This window comes from Streptomyces sp. NBC_01341 (genome assembly GCF_035946055.1).
Lineage (GTDB): Bacteria > Actinomycetota > Actinomycetes > Streptomycetales > Streptomycetaceae > Streptomyces.
On the sequence record NZ_CP108364.1, the window covers coordinates 71,758 to 95,046 of the forward strand.

Sequence of the window (23,289 nt, forward strand, 5' to 3'; positions counted from 1 at the left end):
GCCCTTCTCCGACCGGTCTACTGAGGAGGCCGGCGCTCTTTGGTAACGGAGCGCCGGGCTCCCGCAGGACGTTTCTGGCATGCCCCTGAAGTTGAGGGGTCCCAATTCAAGCAAGGATGCACACACCGTGACCTCCCCTACCCGTGGCAGACGAGCCGCGGGCGTTTCGCGCTGGATTCAGCGCGGCGCCCTGGCCGTCGCCCTCGCCTGCCTACCGCAGGTCGTCATACCCGCGGGGTACGACTCGTTCACTGCCGCAGCAGCCAGCCACCGGGACTTCCCCAGCCCACCCAAGGACCGCATCGACAAGGTTCTGCCCTTCACGAAGAAGACATCCCACGCTCCGGCGGACAAGGCACGCCCTGCGGCTGCTGACACGGCTACGCGGTTGAAGAACACGCGGTGGCCGGATGCGGCAAGCGCAAGTCTCAGACTGCCTGCCGTGGGCGCGAAGTCGGTGCGTGCTGGAAGCTTGCCCATAGCCCTCTCAACAGCTGCCACCCCCCGTCGTGGTAAGCAGGCGTCAGGGTTGCAGGTGGCGCCGAGCCTCGCGCCTTCGGTAGAGACCAAGGTGAAGCTTCTGGGGCACGGCGCCGCGCAGAAGGTGGGCCTCAACGGGCTCCTGTTCACTGTGGATCCCGCCGAGCAGCTGCCCAGCGGCCAGGAACTGCGGGTCTCTCTCGATTATTCGTCGTTCGCCTCGGCCTATGGCGGCTCCTACGGCTCGCGCCTCAAGCTCATGCAGATGCCAGCGTGTGCGCTGACCACTCCTGCCAAGGCGACTTGCCTGACGCCGAAGGGCCTGGGGTCGAAGAACAGCACCGAGGACCAGGTGGTGACCGCCACTGTTCCGAGAGCAGCGGCTATGAGCGCCGCTGTCGGCGTCCAGCCCATGGTGTTCGCGGCGGTAGCTGCTGCAAGCTCTGCGGGTGGCGACTTCAGCGCCACGCCTTTGTCGCAGTCCGCTTCGTGGGACGGCGGAGGTAGCACAGGAGCCTTCACGTGGAACTACCCGCTGCGGGTCCCCCCTGCCACCGCGGGCCCTGAGCCGCTCGTCAACATCGGTTACGACTCCGGCAGCGTGGACGGGCGCACAGGCTCGGAGAACAACCAGACCTCCGTCGTCGGTGAAGGCTTTTCGATCACCGAGTCCTATATGGAGCGCAAGTATGGCTCCTGCAAGGACGACGGCCAGTCGGGCAAGGGCGACCTGTGCTGGAAGTACGACAACGCCACGCTCGTCCTCAACGGCAAGGCCAGTGAGCTCGTCAAGGCCTGCACAACCGACTCCGCCTGCCGTGCCGACGAAAAGTCTCAGAACGCCAGCACAAACTGGCGGCTGAAGGGCGACGATGCTTCACGCGTCGAGCGTCTGACCGATACCTCGCTAGATAACGGCGACGCGAACGGTGAGTACTGGAAGGTCACCACTGGTGACGGCACCCAGTACTTCTTCGGGAAGCACAAGCTGAAGAGCGACAACAGCCGTGTTACGAACTCCGTCTGGACCGTACCGGTGTTCGGGGACGACAGCGGCGAGCCGTGCAATGCCTCGACCTTCACTGCCTCTTCCTGCATGCAGGCCTGGCGTTGGAACCTCGACTATGTCGTCGACACCCACGGCAATGCCAGCACCTACTGGTACACCAAGGAATCGAACAACTACGCCAAGAACGCCACGACCGGCACCAGCACCGGCTACACCCGCGGCGGCTACCTCGACCGCATCGAGTACGGTCTGCGCACGGACAGCCTGCTCAGCAAGCCGGCTTCCCAGCGTGTCACATTCACTTACGCCGAACGCTGCGTCGTCACGGACGGCTGCGGCAGTTTGACCGACGCTACGAAGAAAAACTGGCCCGATGTTCCGTTCGACCAGATCTGTGCTGACGGCAAGGCGTGCCCGCTCCTGATCAGCCCGACCTTCTTCACTCGCAAGCGGCTGACGGATGTCACTACCTCGGTATGGAAGGGCACGGGTACCGGAGCCGGCGCTGAGACTGACTTCCGCTCCGTGGACGGCTGGCACTTCGAACAGTCCTTCCCTGCTTCTGGTGATGTCAGCCAGCCCTCGCTGTGGCTGGAGTCGATTCAGAACACGGGCAAGGCGGGAACATCGGTCTCTCTGCCCAAGGTGACCTTCGGCGGCATTCAGAAGTCCAACCGCGTTGACAGCCCCAATGACGACATCGCTCCCTTCATCAAATGGCGTGTGCGGACCATCAAGTCCGAGACCGGGTCGCTCATCACCGTCAACTACTCCGACGTCCAGTGCGTCCGCGGCACCCTCATGCCGGTAGCGGAGGACAAGAATGACCTGCGCTGCTACCCCGTCTACTGGGCCAGTGACGGCGGCGAGCCGACCCTGGACTGGTTCCACAAGTACGTCGTCGAGTCCGTCTTCCAGGACGAGACCACGGCCGGCGGCCGCACCATCGAGACGTACAACACCTACGGCGTCGACGACCGCGGCGCGGGATGGGGGTACAGCGACGACGAGGGCCTGAGCAAGGACAAGTACCGCACCTGGGCACAATGGCGCGGCTACGCCAAGGTCACCACCACCACCGGTGACGCCACCGGCCCCCGGACCATGCAGACCGACCTCTTCATGCGCGGTCTGGACGGCGAAAAAGAAAAGGACGGCACCCCCAGAGACGAGAAGACCACCGACTCCACCGGAAAGGTCCTCGAGGACTCTCGCCAGTACGCAGGATTCCTCCGCGAAAGCACCACGTTCGACGGTGCCACCGTCGTGGGCACGACTATCAACGACCCCTGGTCACAGCGCACCGCCTCACACGCCTACACCTGGGGCACGACCGAAGCCTGGTTCGTCAATACCGCGACCGCTCACAAACGGGAGCGACAGCCAGACGGCACGTACCGAACCCAGTCGTCCACCACAACCTTCGACACCACCTACGGCAGTCCCATCAGCATCGCTGACGCAGGCGACGACGCGGCTATTGGTGACGAGACCTGCACCAAGACGACCTACGTCCACAACACCGACGCCTGGTTGATCAGCCTCCCGTCCCGCGTCGAGTCCTACGCAGTCGCATGCGGCACTACGCCACAGCTGCCCAAGGACACCATCTCCGACACTACGACCGCATACGACAACCAGCCGATCGGCAGCGCACCTACTGCGGGCGACGCCACAGCGATGGCCCGGCTCAAGAGCTACACCGCCGGCCGTCCCGACTACCAACCCCTGGCCACCAATACCTACGACGCTCTCGGGCGCCTCGCCAGCACAACGGACGTCCTCAACCGAACCACCACCACCACGTACACCCCGCCACCCAGCGGATACGGCCCGGTCACCGGAAGCGTAGTGACTGACCCCAAGGGCTACACCGTCACGAGCACCATCGACCCCGCATGGGGCTCGGTCACCAAAGCCGTAGACGTCAACGGATCCACCACCGAATACTCATTCGACGCCCTCGGCCGCCTCACCGCCGTCTGGCAGCCAGACCGCGTGCGCGCCCTCGGCGACACGGCCAGCATCGAGTACGAGTACAGCGTCAGCAACACCGTGGCCTCATGGGTACGCACCGGCACGATTAAGGCCGACAGCAAGACCTATGACAACAGCTACGAAATTTTCGACTCACTGCTGCGATCACGCCAGCAGCAGGTAGCTTCGCCTTCCGGTGGCAGGGTGATCTCCGAATCCCTGTACGACGACCGTGGACTCGCTACCATCACGAACACTGATGTCCACGACGAGACCTCACCGGTAGGCGCACTCGCCAGCACCCTGCCCGGTTCTGTCCCCGCCTCCACGGAAACCGTTGTCGACGGAGCCGGCCGCGCCACCGAATCGATATTCCGGGTCTACGACCAGGAGAAGTGGCGCACCAAGACGGCAAACCTAGGCGACCGGGTGGCCACCACCGCCGCCGATGGCGGTTCGGGGACTCTGACCGTCACCAACGGCAGAGGCCAGGTGACCGAGCGGCGTGAATACGCCGGTCCCAAGCCGGAAGGCAACGACTACACGAAGACCACTTACACCTACTGGCCTACCGGCCAGGTCAAGACCATGACTGGCCCTGATCAGTCAGTCTGGACCTACACCTACGACCTGCGCGGCCGGCTGACCGAACAGACGGACCCCGACTCCGGCAGGACCAAGACGTCGTACGACGACGCCGACCAAGTCCTGTCCACCACCGATGCCCGCGACAAAACCGTCGTGTTTGACTACGACGCACTGGGTCGCACCATCGGCACCTGGGACGGCATCAAGGACAACGCCCACCAGCTGACACGCCTCACCTATGACAGCGTGCCCAACGGGAAGGGGCTGCCCGCCGCTTCGGTTCGCTACGTCGGCGGTGTAGGCCAGACCGGGAGCAGGGTCTACTCGGACCAAGTGGTCAAGTACGACGGCCTTTATCGCGCAACCGAGTCGAAGACTGTACTTGCGGCAACAGACCCTCTCGTCGTCGCGGGTGCCCCCAGCTCCTACACCACCAACCAGATCTTCAACGCCGACGGCAGCACGCAGAGCGTACGTCTTCCGGCGGCTGGCGGTCTGCCTGGCGAGACGGTCGCCTACGGGCACAACGCTCTCGGCATGGTCACCTCGGTCAAGGGCGACACCGACTACATTCGGTCGGTGGGCTACTCGCCGCTCGGCGACGTAGAAGAGACCCTGCTCGGCACCTCCTCTGCGGCCAAGCGGATGCAGATCCTCAACAGCTACGAGAGCGGCACCAGGCGGCTAGCCAACTCCCGCTCGCTGGACGACACCAACCCCGGCAACACCAGCGACGTCAACTACACCTACGACGACAGCGGAAACGTCACCTCGGTCAAGGACAAGGCCACCTCTGACGCCCAGTGCTTCGCCTACGACGGACACAAGCGGCTGACGCAAGCATGGACTCCGGCAGACACCGCCTGCACAGCCGCACCCGCGGCGAATAATCTGGGGGGCCCCGCCCCTTACTGGACCAGCTGGACGTACACCGCAGCCGGCCTGCGAGACACCCAGACTGCCCACTCATCCAGCGGCACCACCGTCACCACCCACAACTACCCCGAGGTCTCCAGCACCGGCGCGGGCCAGCCCCACACCCTCACAAGCCGCACCACGTCCGGAGCCACCAGCAGCTACACCTACGATAAAAGCGGCAACACCGAATCCAGGCCGGGTTCGAAAAGCACTCAAAACCTGGTTTGGGATGTCGAAGGACACCTTGCGTCACTCACAGAGGACGGTAAGACAACCACCTACCTCTACAGCGCAACAGGCGAGCTCCTCATCCGCAGCGGCCCCACCGAGGCAGTCCTCTACCTTGGCGGTCAAGAAGTCCACTACGACACAACCACCAAGCAGTTCACCGGCCAGCGCTCCTACAGTGCTGGCAACGGGTCCGCAGTACGGACCAACACCGGCTTGAGCTGGAAAGTCTCAGACCACCACAACACCGCCTCACTCGTCGTCGACGCCACCACACAGAAGCTCACCCGCCGCTACACCGCACCGTTCGGCGAGACTCGCGGAACCAAGCCCCAGGCATGGCCCGACGACAAAACGTTCCTCGGTAAGCCACAAGACACAAACACGCAACTGACGCACGTCGGCGCACGCGAGTACGACACAGACACCGGCCGTTTCATCAGCGTCGACCCGATCCTCGCTCCCGAGGACCACGAGTCACTCAACGGCTATGCCTATGCCAACAACACACCCGTCACCCTCGCCGACCCGACCGGCCTTCGGCCCGACGGCGCATGCGGCGGCTCTGGCACATGCATCGTCGGCCACACCAAGTCAGGCGACGAAAAGTACGAGACCTGGACCTACAACGGCGGCGGCGGCTGGTCCTGGGGCTGGTCTGCAGTAAACAACCAGAACTACACGTACCAGAACAGACAGTACTCACTCACCACTTACACCTCCTACAACAGGAAATCTGGCTACACCAAGGCTGTCAGCCTCAAGGTCGGACCCAAAAAGCCGCCGGAGAAGAAGCACTGGGCCATGGGAACGGGTCCCGGAGCTCTCGATCAAGGGTCGACTACCGCCGCCATGCCGGATCTTCCGTGCGCGGTCGACGACGGGCTGTGCGATGTGCGGAATGCTCTCTTCAAAGTTGGAGTAGCCTCCGGCATGACCGGTGGTTCACTCGGATTCTTCGGGCTAAGAGGGAGCAGCATTGAACGTAAGTTCGGTGTGCCACAAGGCATCAGCTCTAGTCAATTCTCAAAAATATCGTCCATGCTACGGGAACGGGGTGTAGGCGATATCGGCAAGCTATCTGTGCAGGGTAGTCGAGCATCTCAGCACGTCACAGATGGTTCGGACTTGGACATCGCAGTCCTCGTCCCTCCGCGTAAGTTCGACAGAATGATCGCAGAGTCTTTTGGTACACCGAACTCCGGGTCTTCACGCGATAAGACTCGAATTCACGCGATCAGAGTAGGGAAGATCACCGCTGGAGACGTTAAACCACGCCTCAGTAAAGTGCGGGATGCCCTGCAGGAGACACTCGGCGTGAAGGTAGACCTTTCCGTTATTAAGATCGGAGGAGAATTTGATGATGGCCCATACATCGACATCAGATGAGACAGGCGACGAGAAGTACGAATACTGCAGAATTTACGTCTCGCTGAGCCGAGCACGGACGCTCGGACTGCTGGCAGACGTCTTTCGGACGCCCTTTTCACGGTTCGGTCACGCCGAAGATCCTGAAGGCCTTACAGTCGATATCCGCGATAACGAGGACTCTGACGCACGGACTACCGGGTCAGATTTCATCACGTGGCCGACCACCGTGGAACTGGAGCTGAACTCCGATGTCGATTCCGCAGTGATAATCGCCAAGGCATCAAACCTCCTGCATGTCATCTGGGGTTCAGGTGGAAAGGCCGTAGCCGCGTGCGATTTCGAAGACGAACTACCCTGGAGCGGCGGTATCTCGCGTCTCTGACAGACACTCGCTGACGTCGATGCTGCCCTCCTACGGGTAGCACTGACACGCAGGCGCGCGCGAAGCCCAAAGCGTAGGGTCAGCTGTCCCCTTAGCTTCTAGTGGTTGTCACAACACCCGATGGACTTCGATATCCGCAAGGTGCGGACGACCGCTCAGGGGACGTGAAGCTGCGCCGGGAGCGGAAGGCGTACTCACGGCTCGTGATGCAGTGGGGATACAGCAGCACGGAAGCCTGCCGGATCGTCGGTGTTGACCGGCGGAGCGGCAACAAGTGGCGTGACGGGCGCAGCGCCGACCGTATACAGAAGGCGGCACCACCAATTTCCGCGGTGGTGCCGCCTTCCGGCGCATTCAGGCTGTGTGAGGGCGAGCAGATCCACATCGCGGACCGGCTGCGGGAGAAGGCCGTCGTGAGAGAGATCGTCGCGGAGATGGGCCGCAGTCCGTCCACTCGACATCCCCCAGCCTCACACCGCAGACGCCCGCTCATGTCGGAGGAGGACCTGAGGGCGACGGAGGGAGCCGGTGATCCCGCCGATGATCGCTTCTGTCGTGGCGCGGCGGCGGACCTTGTACCAGGATCCACGAACGCCCGGGCGGTACCGCCCGGCCCGGCACTTCACGACGACGCCCTCAACACCCGGGACGTCGGTCCATTCGGTCAGCCACTCCTGCACGACGGCGAGGTCGGTGGTCGACGGGCGCAGCGTCCACAGCGGCGTCAGCCGATGGTCGGCGAACAGCGCCTCGAGGATCTCTCGGCGCCGCCACAGGGGATCGTCCAGAAGCTCCCGCCAGTCGACTTGGAGGACGTCGAAGGCGATGAAGTGCGCGGGCAGTTCGGCAGCCAGGACCTTGGCCTGGCGGACGGCGGTCGCCCGGCGCTGCAAGGCGGTGAAGCTGAGCTGGTCTAGGATCCGCGATTCGGCGAGCATTTCCGCGTGATCATGAGCAGTCACTACGTTCAGTAGCTGCCGGCCCCTTGGACCGCTCGACGCTCCCCGCGAACGCTCGTTGCCATTCACGACTGCTTCCCCGGACAGTTCGTCCACCTCGAGCGAACCGACCTCGATCGCAGCAAAGGTCGACTACGCCTGCTTCGGGCAGGACGCATAGACCACATCGTCTACCTCGACGCCTTCGCCCTGCGCCTGGCCACATCATGGGGACTTCAGCACCACCACCGCTGGCCCGACAGCTCCAACCCCACCTCTTCGTCAACCCCAACACCGCCGTCGACGATTCCATCCCGCCCAATAGCGGCGCCGCCGTCCAAGTGATCTTCCAGCGAGTCGGCCTTCCCAGTCGGCCGCCTGCGCGTGGACCGCATCGTGGACGAAGGCCGCCACGGCACCGACCCCATCCGGCTGGTGTGTCCCCCACTCCCCTTGCTGCCGTCGAGAACGAGACGGGTGGTTCGCGGTCAGCGGAGAAGCTGCCGATGCCGGTACGGGAGAATCGGACATATGGGCCAAGGGTGACAGTCACCCGATTGGCCGGTCAGGATTCTTTCGCGCCGTCAGACTCTGGGACGGAAGGCGCCGGTGGGGCGTGGGTATGGGCGAGACGGGGTGGGCGTGACCGAGCGCGGTAGAGTCGACCGTGCCTTTCCGGGTGAGACGGGGCTGGGCGTGACGGACCACGGTGTCCCGCACGCCCGCCCGGCCACGAAGGACCGGCCGGGCGGGCAACAGTACGGCGACGAGCTGCGGCAGGACGACAGGCCGGTGCGTCCGGTGCCGCGACACGTAGCCTGCGTGATGGACGGCAACGGCCGCTGGGCGCAGCGGCGTTCGCTTCCCCGGACAGCGGGCCACCGGGCTGCGGAGACGACCGTCATCGACATCATCGAGGCGGCCCGGGCCGCCGGTGTCGAGTGGCTCAGCCTGTACGCCTTCTCCACCGAGAACTGGAACCGCCCGGGCACAGAGGTCGACTATCTGATGCGCTTGGTCCGCCGAGTCGTGCGGAAGCATGCGCCGTTGCTGCTGGCCCGTGGCATCCGCTGTCGCTTCCTCGGGGTCGCCGACCCGCGTATCCCCCGTGAACTGGCCCGAGATTTCGACGATCTGGCTGCGCTGACCGCCGACAACCGCGGGATGACGCTGACCGTGGCCTTCGACCACGGCGGGCGCCGGGACATCGTGGAGGCCGCAAGATCGCTCATCCGCAGCAAGACGCCCGCTGATGAGGTGACCGAGCGGCTCTTCGCGGACCACCTGCCGTTTCCCGACACCCCCAACGTGGACCTCGTCATCCGCACCTCCGGCGAACAGCGCATCTCCAACTTCATGCTCTGGCAGGTTGCCTACGCCGAGTGGATCTTCCCCGAGGTGCTCTGGCCGGACTTCCGAGCCCCCGAGTTCCTCGCGTGCCTACATACCTACCGGCGCCGCGACCGCCGCTTCGGCGGCGTGCCGCCCCGGACGAACGGAGACCCATCATGACCGCCGAAGCCACGGACACGGCTGACGAGGCACCCTTGTTCGGCCCGGAATCGCAGTTCAGCGCCTTCTTCGACGACCCGCGCTGGGCGCTGGCCATGATCCGCGCCACCGTGTTGGAGGCCGCTCACCCGCAGATCGGCGCTGCCCTCGTCGACAACTCCACCTTCGTCGCCCACCCCTGGCGCCGGCTGCGCAACACCTTCCTCAGCATGCGGCGCATGTTCGGCACCGACTTGGCGGAGCGCGAACGGGAAGCCGCCCGGCTCAACCGGCTGCACGCCCGCATGAGCGGCTCCGACTCCCGCGGCCGCGCCTACGACGCGATGGACCGCGCGACCCGGGCCTGGGTGGTCGCCACCCTCTTCGAGAGCGCCGTCACCATGTGCCGGCTGAGCGGCCAGCCGCTCGACCAGGACACGATGGAGCGGATGTACGCCGAATACCGCACGTTCCTCGCCGCGCTCGACGGCGACGCCGCAGAACTCCCCGAGGACCTGAACGACTTCTGGCGATACTTCGACCGGGTCGTCGAAAACGAGCTCGAGAACACCGAAGCGGCTCGCGTCATCCTCTACCGGCTCTTCGACCACTTGCCCGCCCCGGCACTGCTCGACGGCGCGCCGACGCTGTGGGCGGCCGGCCGGGCCGTCGCCGGCCCGCTCCTCGGCGCGATCACCGTCGCCTCACTCCCCGAGCCGTACCGGCGCAGGGCCGGGCTGCCGGAGATGCCCGGTGCCCAGACCCTCATGCAGGGGGCCTACCTCACCGCCGGACTCGCCCGCTTCCTACCCGAGGGCTGGATCAGCGCCGAAAGCATCATCGAAGTCCTCTCCCTCTCGCCTGGCAGCGACGACCCCCGCGCCCGCACCGTGGCCGCTCTGCGCGCCCGCATGAAGCGGACGTCGGCCCTGCTCCGTCTCCTCACACCACTGGGCGGCGACGCCGGCCCCGGCCTGGACCCGGCGCCTTCCGCGGGCACGGGAGAGGGCCGACGCTCGGCGGGAGAGTTCTTCCGCCAGGTGCTGGACCAGACGGGCGACGGCTACCTCGACTGGCCTGACCTCGCCGCCATGGCCCGCGAACTGTCCACCCGCCTCGACCTGGACGAGCCCGAGGAGACCCGGCTCTACGACGCCTTCGCCGCCTGGTGGCGCGAGCTCCAGGCTGCCCTCGACACGGACGGCGACGGCCGCGTCAGCGCCGACGAGTACGCCGCCGCCATCCCCTCCCTCGCCGGACCCGCGCTCATCCGCGTCGCGGAGGTGCTCTTCGACGCCACCGACAAGGACGGAAGTGGGAGCATCGAAGCCGACGAGTACCGGACCCTCTTCCGCACCGCCTTCCACCGCGACATCACCGCCACCGACGGCGCCTACGGCCGGAGCACCTTCGTGGGTGACTTCCTCTCCTTCATGTCGGGCCGCCGCACGAGCACTCCGTACGACCCCCTTCTCGCCGACGCCTAACGAACTCGTGCACGTGTCGGCCACGGCTACACGCTCTTGCCCCCACGTCCGGACTTGCGGCTCAGGTGCCCGCGAAACTTCCGCGAGCGGCAGGGCCTCCTCAACACGCTCTTCCCATCGGCAATCTGGGGGTTGGTCAGTTCCTGCCGCCGTGGGCTCCACACCGGGACATCCTGCTCATGATCAACACCCCCGAGCAGCGCTCACGACACGCGGAATCCGACGTTTCCGCAGGACGCAGTGCTCACGGAACCGCGGTCCCTACAGCTGGCCCTCTTCGAGTACGGCAAGTTCGCCATCGAGGACCAGACCGCGGGGCAGCTGCCCGGCCGCGGCAACCAGATCGGGGAAACACGCCTGGTACATCGCTCCGCGACGCGTCTGCAGCACCACAGGCTGCCCGTCCTCGACCGGCGTGAACAGCGGACACCGGAATCCATCGAACTTGGGATCGATGAGCATGCCCCCTGGCATCGCTCCAGGGAGGGGGATGGTCTCGGGTGCCTGGGCGAGCATGGGCTCCACGGGAGGTCGCAGCACCATGCGGGGCTCCTTCCCGTGGCCGGTCCGGGGCTGGTCAGGTGTCCGGGTGGGCGTCCGTTTTCAGGGCCCATGCGCTGCCGGGGCAGCCTGCCGGGAAGGGTGGGAAGCGGTGGCCCTTCACGTCGGTGCTCCAGTGGTGGGCCGCTCCGCAGTCACACTCGTAGATCCCGCTCTCGGGGACGATCTCGCCCGGGTGCCATGTCGTCTGCGCGTCACTCATACCTTCTGGTGTACGTCTCCGCGTGACCGGCCGCGACTCAGGACGTCGTCGGCCCCTCACGGCAGTAGCGGCTCCGCCTGCGGGCCGGTAGCCGTCCCACTATGGGCCCGTGCAGACGCCCGGAGATGAATTACCTGCGGTACTCCGGGGTCCCGCAGGTCCAGACACTGCGCGCTGAGCACCTGACCCACGACGACGCCCGGCCCCCAGAGAAGGGCCTCGGAGGTCGGGCACCGTCGTCGTGCTGTCAGGCTGCCTTCCCCAGCCCAAGGCCAGGGTGGCTGCGGCCCAAAGGTCACCCAGGGCTACGGGGCGGGCTCGTAGGTGACGGTGGTGCCGGCACAGTCCTCGGCCGCGCCGAGCAGGGCCTGTCGCTCGGCGTCATCCACAGCCAGGTCCCAGCGGAGCTTCGTTCCTACCCAGGTCGCGGCGTAGGCGCAGTGGTAGGACGCGTCCGTGGGCATCCACTGGGCGGGGTCCTTGTCGCTCTTGGACCGGTTGGAGGCCGCGGAGACCGCGATCAGCGTGTCCGGGCTGTCCTGGTCGTTGGCGTACGCCTCGCGCCGCTCTGCGCTCCACGGTGTCTGCTCTGAGTCGAAGACTTCGGCGAGCGGCACGAAATGGTCGACGTCCAGCCGCCCGGCGTCCGTCACCACCAGGTTGTCGTACGCGCTGCGCCAGGAGCCACCGGTGAGCTTGCAGCCGGCCGTGACCTCGGGCGCGTTCACGGCCTCGGAGAGGATGACCTCGCGACGGGTGTCGCAGCCGTCCGTGGCGTTCAGGCCGCGGTTCCAGTGCTTGTACAGGGTCCGCTGGTAGCCCGCCCGGTGCTCCTCGGCGACCGGGAGCCGGTCGATGGCCTCGAACAGTCGCAGCGATGCCCGGGCGCCAGGGGCACCGTCAGGGGTCTGCGCCGGGGCGTAGGAGGTGAAGGGGAGTTCTTCCACCGGCAGGGGGCCGGCGGCGGCGGCGGGCGAGGCGAGCAGAGGCAGGACGGCGAGGGCGAGCGCGGGAAGGCCGCGTCGCAGCAGGGAGATCATCACGAGACGTGGTGTAGCAGCCGCCCCCTGCCCGGCGGTTGGGCAATGACGCTACGTCACCCGATCGCGACACCGGTTCACCTGAAGAAACGGAACACCCGAACACCCGCTGAGAAGGAGCATTCCAGGGGGTGGCTCCGTCTGGGTGACATGTCGTTTCCGTGTTCGTTCCGGGGCGTTGAACGGCCGGACGTGATCTTTCCTGACGCGTCATCCAGAGATCCTCGGGAGTAGTCATGCGGATGCGCTCTGCCCTCACCGCGTCCGTCCTCGCTGCTGGCATCCTGCTCGGTGGCGCCGGCGCCGCCCTCGCCGACGACGATGGCGGGCTCATCCGGGGCACCGGCTCGCAGGGCGCCGAGCGGTCCGCCGACAAGTCGTTCGCCGGTGTCATCGACCACGTCGGACCGGTCTGGCACGACAACAGCAAGAGCGAGAGCAAGTGGGACCGCTTCACGTTCCTCGGTCTCTGACACATCGGCCCGGCAACTACCGGGTGGAGCACCGGGCCACCAGCGACGGTGCGGGGGCGGTCGACATCACGTCGGCCGCCCCCTTCCCGTTCCCCGCCCGCACAACGGCCGTCGTTCCACTTCGACATTCACAGGCCGAGTGACACCAGCTGCGGCCGGAAACCGTCGACAGATGCTGTTCTTAAGCATCGGGGCCCGGGGTGCCGCCAGCGGTGGTGGTGTCCGAGGCGCACACCGTCACCGAAAGCAGCGAGCCCCGGCAGCCGGGTCTGGTGCCGAGTGCGGGGCCGTCGTCCGCGTATGCGAGCCCCGGCGCCAGGAGGCCCGCCACGCCGCCGCGCGCCTCAGCACGTGCGTGCCCCATCCGGTACGTAGTCGGTCACTATCCAGCCGTTCGGCCACTTCTCCGCCGTCGCCGTCGCGACGTAGCGGCGCGGCTGTTTCGTCGGGAGGGGAAGGACCTTGTTAGTGCGGGTGTCTGTGGTCTGCCACTTCGACAGGTCGACGCAGTCCTCGATCGTCGCGGTCGGCAGCTTCGCGACCGCGTCGAGCGAGGTCACCTTCGCGTCGTGTCCGAGCTCGCCCCGGATCACGGTGCGCTGTTCCTTCATGTGGGCCAGATCCGAACGGAACTTCGACAGCGCGTCGGTGCTTGCGTAGTTCTCCAGGTCGGTGCCCTTGGCAACGGCCTTCCCGTTCGAAGTTACTCATCGGTCACCCGGTCTGTCCAGAGTCCGAGTCTGTGATCCAGCGCCCTTCGGCGGAGTCGTGCACGTACGCCGGCCTCCCCTTGGTCCCGCTCGTGCGGAACGGCTTCCCGCCGTCCGTGATCCGCACCGTCCCCGTACGGCCCCCGGCGCTCCACTCCAGCTCCAGGTACCAGCGGCAGTCGCAGCCCGCCGCCCGCGCGGAGACCAGCAGCTCCTCGGGGTCGGAGGAGGTGACCTTGTACGGGAAGGAGACGGCCGGGATCTTCCGGACCTTTGCGCCGGAGGCGTCAAGGCCGTCGACGGGCCTCGCGAGCGGGCGCGGCCGGTCGAGGTCCACGGCGAAGTGGCGCGGGGTGACGGCGCCGCCACAGCCGTTGTCCATCCGGTACGCGTTCCACTGCAGCGGCGCGGCGCGGTCGACCACGCGCACGTGCAGGGCATGGAGGACGACGGCGTCGGACGGCGACCGGCCCTGGACCGTAATCCGCACCAGCGCCTCCCCGCCGTGCACGGCACCGTGCGTCCCGGCCCACGCCCCGGAGTCGGCCGCGACCGGCGGCGGGGCGACCGCGCGGGGGGCCCGGTCCACGAGGTAGGTGTGCCCGCAGCCGCCCTCCCAGAGCTGGGAACCGATGCTCCAGGTGAAGGGGAGGGGGGCCGCGGTCCGCCCCGGAGCGGTGGAAGCGGGAGCGGGTGCGGAAGCCGTACGGGTGGGGTGGCCGAGCAGGATGGCGGCGAGGGCGAGCACGACGAGGGCGACGGCAGCAGCGACGAGGAGGGGAGCGGGGGCGCCACGACGGGGGCGGGCGCGGGGCGCCCCCGGCGCGGTCGGGTCCGGGGCGGGGCCGGGGCCTGGTTCCGGCGCGGACGGTACCGGGTTCGATTCCGGCGCGGCCGACACGGCCGGCACAGGTGCGGGCGCGGGCGAGGTCGTGGCCGCTCGGCGGCGGGCGCGGTCCGCCTCCGTCCAGGCCGCCTCCAGGGCCCGCCGTTCCTCCTCGTCCGCCCCGCACAGCAGGGCGAGGCGGTCGACCACGGCGAACTCCTCCGGGACGGTCGCGCCCGAGCAGTAGCGGTGGAGGGTGGACGCGCTGACGCTCAGCCGCCGGCCCAGCGCCTCGTAACTCCTCCCGTCCCGCGCCTTCAGCGCGCGCACGAGCCCCGCGAACTCCTCGACGGCGGCGTCCTTCGGCATTCCATCCCCCTCGACCTTGCGTCCCATCCTTCACGTCCTTGCACGTCAGCGGGGGTGGAATGGTTCCGGGACGGCTGGTGGGCGCGTGATCGTTGCAACCGGCGGGCGCCGGCCCCACGCTGGTTGAGCACTGACCCAACGAACAACCCGACGGGGGATCCACCACCATGAACAAGCTCCGCACCGCACTCGCCACCGCAGCCGCTGCCGCACTGGGCCTCGCGGCCCTCGCCACAGCCCCGGCGCAGGCCGCTGCCCAGCCCGCCTTCCTCGCCGCCTCCCAGATGCCGCCGTCGTCGACGCCGTGGACCGCCACCCAGGTCTTCACCGGCGTTCCGGAGAACGGCGGCGTCCTCTGCACCCCGTACAAGATCCCGGCGCAGAACACCCGCTACCGCGAGTTCAGCACCGAGCTCGACACCAACGGCGTCCAGGTCACCACCGTCGCCCCTACCGAGGCCGACGCCGTGAAGCTGGTCGACACCCTCCGCGGGGCCCTCGCCGGCTGCGGCCCCCTGCTGGAGCAGCAGAACCCGGGCCTGCAGGCCGTCAGCGCCTCCCACGGCAAGCTCGCCGTCGAGGAGGGCGCCTGGGTCTACAGCCTGGACACCGCCGACCCGCAGATCGGCATCTCCGACATCCACCTGTTCTCCGTCGGCCGCGACGGCCGCACCGTCACCCTCGTCCGCTGGGGCCAGATGGGCGACCTCGAGGACGCCCCGCTGACCGCCTTCCGCACCACGACGAAGACCGCCGTCAACAAGCTCCACTGACCCGGAGGCTCCCCCGAGGGCTGACCACAGCTCGACAGCGGCGCGGCCGGAACCCGGGCGCGCCGCTGTCGTGCCCACCTGCTCCGCCGGCGGCGACCACTTCCTGCTACCGCAGACTCGCCAGATGAGATGGTCTCTTAAGAGATCACCGAAGCCAGCGGGGGGCGACGAGTTCGGGTGAACTCGCCCTTCGACCCGTGACGGCGTGGGTGGCCAGGTGCGTTGAGCCGTCCATGCAACGGATGATCATTTCTGCCGCCCTAGTAGTGCTTGGTCATGTGCGATCCGTGACGGCGTGTCTTCTTGGTCGGTCGTTCGTTGATCGGGCCAGCCATGATCGTGCGCAGGACCGTCGTGTCGGCGTCGCCGTTGGCAGGTCGGCCAATTTGACGCACCATGATCGATTCCTCGGTAGCGTTCACACGACACGAAATGCCTGTGGGACGAGGCAGATGTACTCGACGCGCAGCAAGGACTAGCGCACAGGCAGATGTCCCGATGGCAACGAGGAGAGGGCGGGTGCTTCATCCATGAAGAACGCATTAGCGGTCGTGACGCTGGCGGTTTCCCTTGCGGTGGCGGGGTGCACAGAAGCCGAAGGTGGCCAAGACTCCCGGCCACCGCAAGCGGTGAGTCAGGCACCGGGGGAGGCTGGCGCCTCGGACCCGGCGCTTCGGCAGATCGGCCAGACCGTCACGCTCAGCGACGATGAAGGTCGCCCCATGCAAATCACACTCACCGGCATTGCCTACCGGGATGCCTTCGCCAAGGACAAGACGCTTCCCTTGAACGGGAAGTACGCGCTGGCCGTCGCCTTCACCATGAAATCTGCGACGGGCGGGACCCTTGGTCAGCAGACGGACAACCACATCAAGTGGGCGCGGGGTCCGGAGATGGCCGAAGCCTGGGACTACACCGATGCGCCTTGGCAGGGCTGCATCGATGCCTTCACCCCCTATGCGACGGTCAAGGCCAATGACGAGTACAGGGCCATCACCGACCTCAACGTGCCCGTGAAGGGTGGAAAGCTGTTGATCGAGGACCACTACGGCAGCATTGCCCGATGGGCTCTGCCGGAGGCGGATACGGGTACCGGCACAGAACCTGCAACGAAGTTCACCACCCAGAACTGCTAGCAGGGCGTGGTCACGTCGGTGCGGGATCTGGTAAGTCGCGGTGACAGGTAGGGCAGGCGCCGGTCCAGGTCGCGAGGAGTAGCTGCAGCTCGCGGACGACTCGGTAGAGGCTCAGGCCGGCGCCGTCTCTTTTAGGGATCGGGTCAGTCGCTGGAGGGTGCAGAAGGCGTGGGCGACCGAGACGAGGGTGACGTGGTGGTGCCAGCCTGGCCAGCTGCGGCCTTCGAAGTGGGCCAGGCCGAGCGCCTGTTTCATCTCGCGGTAGTCGTTCTCGATGCGCCAGCGGAGCTTAGCGGTGCGCACGAGGACGGGCAGCGGGGTGGTCTCGGGCAGGTTGGAGAGCCAGAACTGCACGGGCTCGTTCTGGTCGGCGGGCCATTCGGCCAGCAGCCAGCGGACCGGAAGCTCGGCGGTGGCCGCGGCCTTGCGGATCTCACGTCCGGCGGGCCGGATCCGCAGGGCCACGAAGCGCGAGTACATGCGCTTGAACCCGCTGCGGCCGCTGCCCGGCCGTGATCCCTCCCTCCACTGCACCGGCCGCGCGGACGCTTTGCCGGCCGCGATGACCAGGCTCTTCACTCGCTGGGCCGGCTCGGGGTAGGCAGGAACCGGATGCGGGCCGCGGCCGGAGTAGGCAGGTGTGCACGGCTGTGCGTCTTCGGGTTGTGCGGTGGTCGTAGTCGAGATGCCCACCACGTAGTCGAGACCTCGTTCTTCCAGGCCGAGCCGGAAGGCGGCGGTGTCCCCGTAGCCGCCGTCGGCGATGACCTGGGGCACCTCGATGCCCCAGGACCGCGTCTCGTCGATCATGTCGAGAGCCAGCTGCCACTTCTCGACATGGCCCACCTGGGCAGGGATGGCGCAACCCTCACGGCGGGCCACTTTGGCCGGATCGGCCTTGGGCGAGGCGGGATCCCAGCTCCCGGGCAGGAACAGACGCCAGTTCACCGCCGCGGAGGCTCCGTTGGAAGCCAGGTGGAGCGAGACTCCGGCCTGGCAGTTGGTGACCTTGCCCGCGGTGCCGGTGTACTGCCGGGTCACGCACGCCGACGCGTCCCCGTCCTTGAGGAATCCGGTGTCATCGATGACCAGCGCGGTGGGTTTGATGACCGGCTGCATGCGCCAGGCCAGCCGGGCCCGCACATGCGCCGCATCCCACGGGCTGGAGGTGACGAAGTGGGCCAGGGCCTGCCGGTTCCCGTCCTCGCCCAGGCGGGCGGCCATCGGTTCTACCGACTTGCGCCCGCCGTCCAGCAACAGACCCCGCAGATAGACCCCGCCCCACCGACGCTGATCCGACCGCGCGAACGGCTCGAACATCTCCGCCGCGAAGTCCTCCAGATCGCACCGGACCGCAGCCAACTCCTCACTCAGCACACCCGGTCAACGACACGACGATCAAGAAGACACGCCATCACGAACCGCACATGACCAAGCACTACTAGCGGGCGCACTCCGTTGCGGTCGAATGACTGCAAGCTTCGCGGCGATCCCGGTTAGGGTCCGCGTCCACGTGGGTCCGCCCGTGGTGGCGTCCGGATCAAAGCCCCGGTGCAACCACCCTTATTTCACGGAACGACGTTGCTGTCAAGGGTGGTTAACCAAGGAGAGGGTCCTGCCGAGACGGCAGTTTGCGCAACTCGGTTGACTGCTGGCAGCAGGCGTAGATGGAAGTCAGCCGCTATGCGTTGTATAGATCTTCTCACCCAGCATGAGAGGTGCGTCGGCCGGTCCCTTGATGTAGGGACCCCGCCAGATGAGGCGGTGTTCCTGAGTGGATGGGTACCACTGGCGCACCTTGTGCATTCGCACGGGCCATCGGTGGTGGTAGGTCCTCACCTGCTTGCCACGTGTCTCTGGAGTCCGCTGATCCGGTATCTGCCGGACCAGCCGCACCACCCGGATGTCGGGGTCGTGGGGGTGGCCTATCGACCGGGGGCCCTCTGGCGCCGGAAATGTGGGGGCCGTGGTCGTGATGCCTTGGGCGACAAGACGCCAGAAGGCAAACATGTAGCGGCAGGCGAAGTCGTCACTTGGGTCCTCTACGCGGCCGCCGGCCCACTCTCCGATGTCGGCAACCGGTTCAGAGCGCCAAACGGATGCTTGAGTGAGAGCGGCCTGGAGTTCCTTGTGCTTTTGCGTCAGCAGCTCAGGGGAGGGCTCACTCGCCATGCTGCCTGGGCGGTCGCCACGCATCCCGTACATACCGTCGGGGACGAGTCGGGGCAGGGGGTGGCCGGAGACGCGGGCTTGAGTCACCGCAGCACGCCAGTCGTCGGGCTGTACGGGACCGTCGCGGTCCATGAAAGTGCTGATGCGGACGCCGGCATACTGCGCGGTGGGCAGGATCTGGTGCTGGGTCGTGAACTGCCAGCCATAGGCGAGAGTGTCGGACTGGGACCCGGTGCGGTTCACGCACACAACGGGCTCGGGTAAGACGAGCAGGCCGGTGGGAGTGACAACGTCCCGGTCACGGGAGAGCAGGGTGAGGTCGCCAGGTTCGATGGTGGCGGCCGCCGCCATCACAGCGGCGTGAGCAGAGGGAGAAATGACCATCAGCTCGGCTGATCGCAGGACACGCACATCCTGGGCCAGCTGCCATTCCGCGGCCGTGTCCGGGCCGGATGGCCACGGTGGACGCATGCCGAGCTTGCCCAGGATCATCGAACAGGCCAGGTCCCACTCGGAGCCCTTGGGCGCGTCACTGTTGAGGAGCACCTGGTGCATGTCGCTGAGTACGTTGCTGAGGTTGGAGCTCACCATGACGCGTACCCAGGGGTTGCCCGGCAAGAGCCTTAGTGTGTCCGCCCTTATGGCTGACGCCTTCGCCGCTGCCTTGGTCGCGGTCCATTCGCCTTGGTGATCACGGTTACGTGCCTTCTTACCCCGGCTAGCCCGCCCCACCGCTGCCCCCTCCGTCAACTGCCCGGAGAGCTACCCCAGCCGTTTATCGGCGACACCTCGTACACAGCGTCTCGGCCGCCCGCTGCACCCCCGGGCCGGAGATCGCTCCTGGGCGATCTCACGCGTCAGACCCCGTCGGCTCTCCCTCGTCGCGCACCAGCGCCGTTCCCCTTGTGCTGTTCAGGCTGCCCAGCCGATGGAGGAGACGTTGCTGTACGCGTCGTAGTCCGAGCCGAGGTCCTGGATGATGTCATCCCAGATGGCGTCGAGTTCCTGAACGTCATCACCAATCCATGCATCGACAGCGCGGTCCCAGATACCGCGGACGTTGATGCTGCGGCTGGCCACGTCACGCTGGTGTTTGCGCTCGACCCCGGACTGGTCAACCGGGTTGATCTCCACACGGGTACCGCGCCCGTCGTTGTTCAGGCGGTGCTTGAGGTCGGTTGCCACGTTGCGGCGCCGCAGATCCCAGTACGCGGCGTCCAGCCGGGTCCGGTTAGCCTTGTTCGGGGTGCGCTCCTCCGCGAGCCAGGCCATCAGGGTGCGCGGGGAAACGTGGATACCGGCCCGGTCCATGGCCTCGTATCCGGCATCGGTCTTGGTGAGATAGCGCAGGCGGGCGGAAAGCCCGCGGTCGCTGTCCACGGGTGAGGCGATGCCGGTGACCATGTTCTCGATCGCCGCACCCAACGCGTCGGCACCCGGCACCCCGTGGGCGTTGAACATGCCCAGGTCCATCCAGCGGCCCGCCATCAGATGGTCACCCGGCCGACGGTGTACTCACCGGACGCCTTGGCATCCCCGTGCTTGACCTTCATCTGCGCCACGCCGCGGCCCTCGGGGAAGACCTGGCGCCAGTCGCCCGTCAGATGGAGTTCGTCGGTGCCCATCATGCTGACGACATCCAGGCCCGCCTGGTGGGCCTTGAAAGCCTTGCCCCACAGGTTCGCGTAGGCCTGGGAGTGGATGATGTGCATCCAGTCCGGGCGCACCATCTCCCGGTTGTGGACAGACTCCCCCATCGTCGAGATGAACTTGGAGTACATCGCCTTGACGTACTCCAAGGTCAGGGTGTCGTCCTGGTCGATGGCCGTCTCCCGCGCGGCGGACAGCGTCTTACGCAAGGCGTCCAGGAAGTTCTCCGTCGCACCCGAGGTCCACGACTCATGAATGACCGGGGGCTCGACCAGGGCGTACTTCGGGCCTGAGAGGCGCTGCAGGAGGCGGAGGGTGGCGTTGGTGACCCACAGGGCGCCGGGCTCGTCGCGGTCGCCGATCGGGTCCGGCAGGTGCGGGTGCTCCCAAGGAGCGGGGGTGATCAGGTGCACCCCGGACCGCTTCGGTTCGACACCGTCCATGCCGGTGCTGTGCTCAAGCTTGCCGATCGGCAGCCAGCACTTCAGGGCCGACAGGTAGGCGGCGTTCACGTCGAGGGCGGTGACCTTGATGTCGCCGGGGGCCTTGAGGGAGTAGCCGGGGTGGTGGAAGCGGGGCCGGGCTTCCCAGATCTGGTCGGGGTCCTTCTTGGAGGGCTTCTTCAGGATGTCCGGATGGGCGGGGTAGGCGGTGTAGTCGTAACGGGCGGTCGCCCTGGTCTCGTTGAACAGGTGCATGCTCTTCGTGCGGTTCATGGCCGCGTCGGGGCTGACGTTCTTCTGAAGACCAGGGCCAAGGGCGGGTAGCCGTCGCGGGGTGAGTCGTCCCACCGGATCGACTAGAACGCCACGTCCACACCGTGGTGGTCCTTCACGGTGCGCTGGAAGAACCGGCGGTAGTTCTCGACCTTCCTCGCGACCACAGCGGCGGGTTCGGTGTGCTTGTCGACCTCGCTGCCCTCAACCGCCGGAGCGCCGATCAGCAACAGGTGCGGAGTGTCAGCACTTTCCGGACCAGCTGGGCCTGACATGGGCGTCAACGATCGGGTTGGGGTCACCGATGTGGTTCCGCGAGTAGTTCCCCGAGAGCTCCCAGTCCTTACCGGCACTGTCCCGCGGACAAAGGACCCGGCCGGTGTTGTTACGCACTGAGTGCCACGAACCGTAGTGCACGTGGACCCCGCCGCCGTCATTTTCCGTGGCGTTGATGATCTCCGTGCCACCTGTGAAGTCGTAGTCCGAGTAGAACGTCGCGGTGGCAGCCGCCGGAGCCGCCACCGCCTGTGTCGTTCCCACAGCTGCGCCCGAGAGCAGCAGTGCAGTACCCGCCAGAACAGCGCTCATACGCCTCATGGAAACACCTCTCTTGTCTGAGCCGACCTCCCGGTCAGCCTTCACTTCCTGAAGCGAGAGAAGCGCCCACAAAGATCACACGCATGCTCGAATGCGACTCAAGTTGTGCTATTTTTGCGTCAGTTGTGAATTATGCCTGGTTCGACTGCTGACCAGCGAAAACACGCCACGGTACTCGGGCGGCTCCTCACGAACTCCAAGAACCGCGGTCCCAAGCTCACCACCGCGCGGCGCTCGGGCTGGAGTGGGCGGCCTGAACGGTCAACGCGGCGTCGGTTCCGTGCGATGCCGAGTCAGTCACGGTTGTCAATTTGGGCCGGCACTCAAGGCCTGGCGCCGATGGGGCTTCGGCGCGCAGGAGTCCGGCCCGCTCCTCCAGCCGTCCCGCGAGCCCGCGCTGAACGTCGGCAGGCTCTGGTAGCCGCGTCGCTGTACTTCGTAGCCCGCCCCGGCACCGTAGATCCGCGCACGCCGCTATGAGCGGCCAACACGACCCCCGCCATGCGAGGGGGTCACTTCCCGGCCACACCTTCGCAAATGATGCCTGTCGCGCCCCAAGGCGCTGCATGATCGATCATCCGGCAGGGGTTCTCCTTCAACCCTTCAAGAGTCCGCGTACACTCCTGGCCGACACCGGAAGGACACGCCCATGACCGATCCGACGACTTCCGACCAGCTCGCCGACAATGCCGCAGAGGTGCTGCACGGCCTCAACCACACGGGCTGCGGCCAGCCAACCGTCCAGTACGCAGTTCTCACAGCCGCCGTGCTGCTGCATCACGTGGCCGACGCCACCGAAACCGGGCACCGCGTCGACCCGTACGTGCTGCGCAGCATCGCCCACGACCTCGCTCAGATCGCCGATCGCGCCGCGCCCACCCGACACTGACCCACAATGTCCTCGCGAGTGAAAGGCTGGGCTGGTGACCCCGACAACGGACGCGAAAAAAGCCCCCCCAAGGCCCCCTGCTGAGCAGGCACCCTATCAGCCAAGATCTTTAAGTCACTGGCATTGATACTGACCTCGTAGTTTCATGACGGTCCGCCGGCGGAGTCGGTAGACCGATTTCGTGCCGGGGGCTGAGGTCGGGCAGGCACGGGGCCCGAGTGTCTCGCCTCGGGGTGGCGCCGGGTTCCACTGCTCCGGGTGTTGAAGTCCTGCCGTAGGAAGGGGGAATCCCCGCCCGCGCTCCAC

General features: G+C 66.7%; 20 protein-coding genes and 2 pseudogenes. 9 read left to right on the plus strand and 13 right to left on the minus strand.

Annotation, left to right across the window (positions count from 1 at the left end; all coding sequences use genetic code 11):
• The first annotated feature begins 127 nt into the window (after positions 1-127).
• The 3 genes and pseudogenes from OG206_RS00330 to OG206_RS32535 form a co-directional block, all read left to right on the plus strand.
• Positions 128-6,589 (plus strand): RHS repeat-associated core domain-containing protein, encoded by a 6,462-nt coding sequence (locus tag OG206_RS00330; protein ID WP_327110935.1) that lies wholly within the window; start codon positions 128-130, stop codon positions 6,587-6,589.
• On the plus strand, positions 6,561-6,953 hold the full coding sequence (locus OG206_RS00335; RefSeq protein ID WP_327110937.1) for a hypothetical protein: 393 nt from the start codon (positions 6,561-6,563) through the stop codon (positions 6,951-6,953). The genes OG206_RS00330 and OG206_RS00335 overlap by 29 nt, the downstream gene beginning before the upstream one ends.
• 120 nt (positions 6,954-7,073) lie before the next feature.
• A pseudogene (locus OG206_RS32535) lies at positions 7,074-7,408 on the plus strand (IS30 family transposase); the annotation flags it as partial.
• A 15-nt stretch (positions 7,409-7,423) separates the two neighbouring features.
• Here the strand turns inward: OG206_RS32535 and OG206_RS00340 are convergent.
• Positions 7,424-7,891, minus strand: coding sequence for an ATP-dependent DNA ligase (locus OG206_RS00340; RefSeq protein WP_327110939.1), 468 nt, complete (start codon positions 7,889-7,891; stop codon positions 7,424-7,426).
• Between the two features lie 792 nt (positions 7,892-8,683).
• Between OG206_RS00340 and uppS the strand changes: the two genes are divergently transcribed.
• Positions 8,684-9,403 carry a polyprenyl diphosphate synthase gene (gene uppS / locus OG206_RS00345; protein ID WP_327122139.1) on the plus strand — a complete coding sequence of 240 codons (720 nt, stop codon included), beginning with the start codon at positions 8,684-8,686 and terminating at the stop codon, positions 9,401-9,403.
• Positions 9,400-10,869 (plus strand): oxygenase MpaB family protein, encoded by a 1,470-nt coding sequence (locus tag OG206_RS00350; RefSeq protein WP_327110941.1) that lies wholly within the window; start codon positions 9,400-9,402, stop codon positions 10,867-10,869. The genes uppS and OG206_RS00350 overlap by 4 nt, the downstream gene beginning before the upstream one ends.
• A 261-nt stretch (positions 10,870-11,130) precedes the next feature.
• Here OG206_RS00350 and OG206_RS00355 read toward each other — a convergent pair whose 3' ends face one another.
• The 3 genes from OG206_RS00355 to OG206_RS00365 form a co-directional block, all read right to left on the minus strand.
• Positions 11,131-11,412, minus strand: a complete 282-nt coding sequence (locus tag OG206_RS00355; protein WP_327110943.1) for a hypothetical protein — start codon at positions 11,410-11,412, stop codon at positions 11,131-11,133.
• Positions 11,413-11,446: 34 nt separating this feature from the next.
• Entirely contained in the window at positions 11,447-11,632 is a 186-nt protein-coding gene (locus OG206_RS00360) for a hypothetical protein (RefSeq protein ID WP_134663867.1), read from the minus strand.
• A gap of 305 nt (positions 11,633-11,937) precedes the next feature.
• Positions 11,938-12,672 (minus strand): HNH endonuclease family protein, encoded by a 735-nt coding sequence (locus OG206_RS00365; RefSeq protein ID WP_327122140.1) that lies wholly within the window; start codon positions 12,670-12,672, stop codon positions 11,938-11,940.
• A gap of 236 nt (positions 12,673-12,908) precedes the next feature.
• On the opposite strand from OG206_RS00365, the gene OG206_RS00370 reads away from it, so the two are divergent.
• A complete protein-coding gene (locus tag OG206_RS00370; protein ID WP_327110950.1) occupies positions 12,909-13,145 on the plus strand; it encodes a hypothetical protein in 237 nt (78 codons plus the stop codon).
• 344 nt (positions 13,146-13,489) lie between these two features.
• Here the strand turns inward: OG206_RS00370 and OG206_RS00375 are convergent, their stop codons facing one another.
• The gene (locus tag OG206_RS00375; RefSeq protein ID WP_327110952.1) at positions 13,490-13,756 is read right to left on the minus strand and encodes a hypothetical protein; all 267 of its coding nucleotides are present in this window, start codon (positions 13,754-13,756) and stop codon (positions 13,490-13,492) included.
• A 103-nt stretch (positions 13,757-13,859) separates the two neighbouring features.
• Positions 13,860-15,050, minus strand: coding sequence for a helix-turn-helix domain-containing protein (locus OG206_RS00380; protein ID WP_327122141.1), 1,191 nt, complete (start codon positions 15,048-15,050; stop codon positions 13,860-13,862).
• 167 nt (positions 15,051-15,217) lie between these two features.
• Here OG206_RS00380 and OG206_RS00385 point away from each other — a divergent pair, with 167 nt between their 5' ends.
• A complete protein-coding gene (locus tag OG206_RS00385; RefSeq protein ID WP_327110955.1) occupies positions 15,218-15,823 on the plus strand; it encodes a hypothetical protein in 606 nt (201 codons plus the stop codon).
• A gap of 260 nt (positions 15,824-16,083) precedes the next feature.
• On the opposite strand, the gene OG206_RS00390 is transcribed toward OG206_RS00385, so the two are convergent.
• A complete protein-coding gene (locus OG206_RS00390; protein ID WP_327110958.1) occupies positions 16,084-16,221 on the minus strand; it encodes a hypothetical protein in 138 nt (45 codons plus the stop codon).
• Positions 16,222-16,353: 132 nt separating this feature from the next.
• On the opposite strand from OG206_RS00390, the gene OG206_RS00395 reads away from it, so the two are divergent.
• Positions 16,354-16,959, plus strand: a complete 606-nt coding sequence (locus OG206_RS00395; protein WP_327110960.1) for a hypothetical protein — start codon at positions 16,354-16,356, stop codon at positions 16,957-16,959.
• Positions 16,960-17,070: 111 nt separating this feature from the next.
• On the opposite strand, the gene OG206_RS00400 is transcribed toward OG206_RS00395, so the two are convergent.
• From OG206_RS00400 to OG206_RS00425, 6 genes and pseudogenes are all read right to left on the minus strand, one after another.
• A complete protein-coding gene (locus OG206_RS00400; RefSeq protein ID WP_327110962.1) occupies positions 17,071-18,336 on the minus strand; it encodes an IS701 family transposase in 1,266 nt (421 codons plus the stop codon).
• Between the two features lie 297 nt (positions 18,337-18,633).
• Positions 18,634-19,722 (minus strand): hypothetical protein, encoded by a 1,089-nt coding sequence (locus tag OG206_RS00405; RefSeq protein ID WP_327110964.1) that lies wholly within the window; start codon positions 19,720-19,722, stop codon positions 18,634-18,636.
• Positions 19,723-20,043: 321 nt separating this feature from the next.
• A complete protein-coding gene (locus OG206_RS00410) occupies positions 20,044-20,619 on the minus strand; it encodes a transcriptional regulator (protein ID WP_327110966.1) in 576 nt (191 codons plus the stop codon).
• Positions 20,619-21,479, minus strand: a pseudogene (locus OG206_RS00415) (DNA-binding protein); the annotation flags it as partial. The gene OG206_RS00410 and the pseudogene OG206_RS00415, both read right to left, overlap by 1 nt.
• 101 nt (positions 21,480-21,580) lie before the next feature.
• The gene (locus OG206_RS00420; protein ID WP_327110968.1) at positions 21,581-21,727 is read right to left on the minus strand and encodes a hypothetical protein; all 147 of its coding nucleotides are present in this window, start codon (positions 21,725-21,727) and stop codon (positions 21,581-21,583) included.
• Positions 21,728-21,740: 13 nt separating this feature from the next.
• A complete protein-coding gene (locus tag OG206_RS00425; protein WP_327110970.1) occupies positions 21,741-22,085 on the minus strand; it encodes a hypothetical protein in 345 nt (114 codons plus the stop codon).
• A 658-nt stretch (positions 22,086-22,743) separates the two neighbouring features.
• Between OG206_RS00425 and OG206_RS00430 the strand changes: the two genes are divergently transcribed.
• On the plus strand, positions 22,744-22,983 hold the full coding sequence (locus OG206_RS00430) for a hypothetical protein (protein ID WP_327110972.1): 240 nt from the start codon (positions 22,744-22,746) through the stop codon (positions 22,981-22,983).
• Positions 22,984-23,289 lie beyond the last annotated feature (306 nt).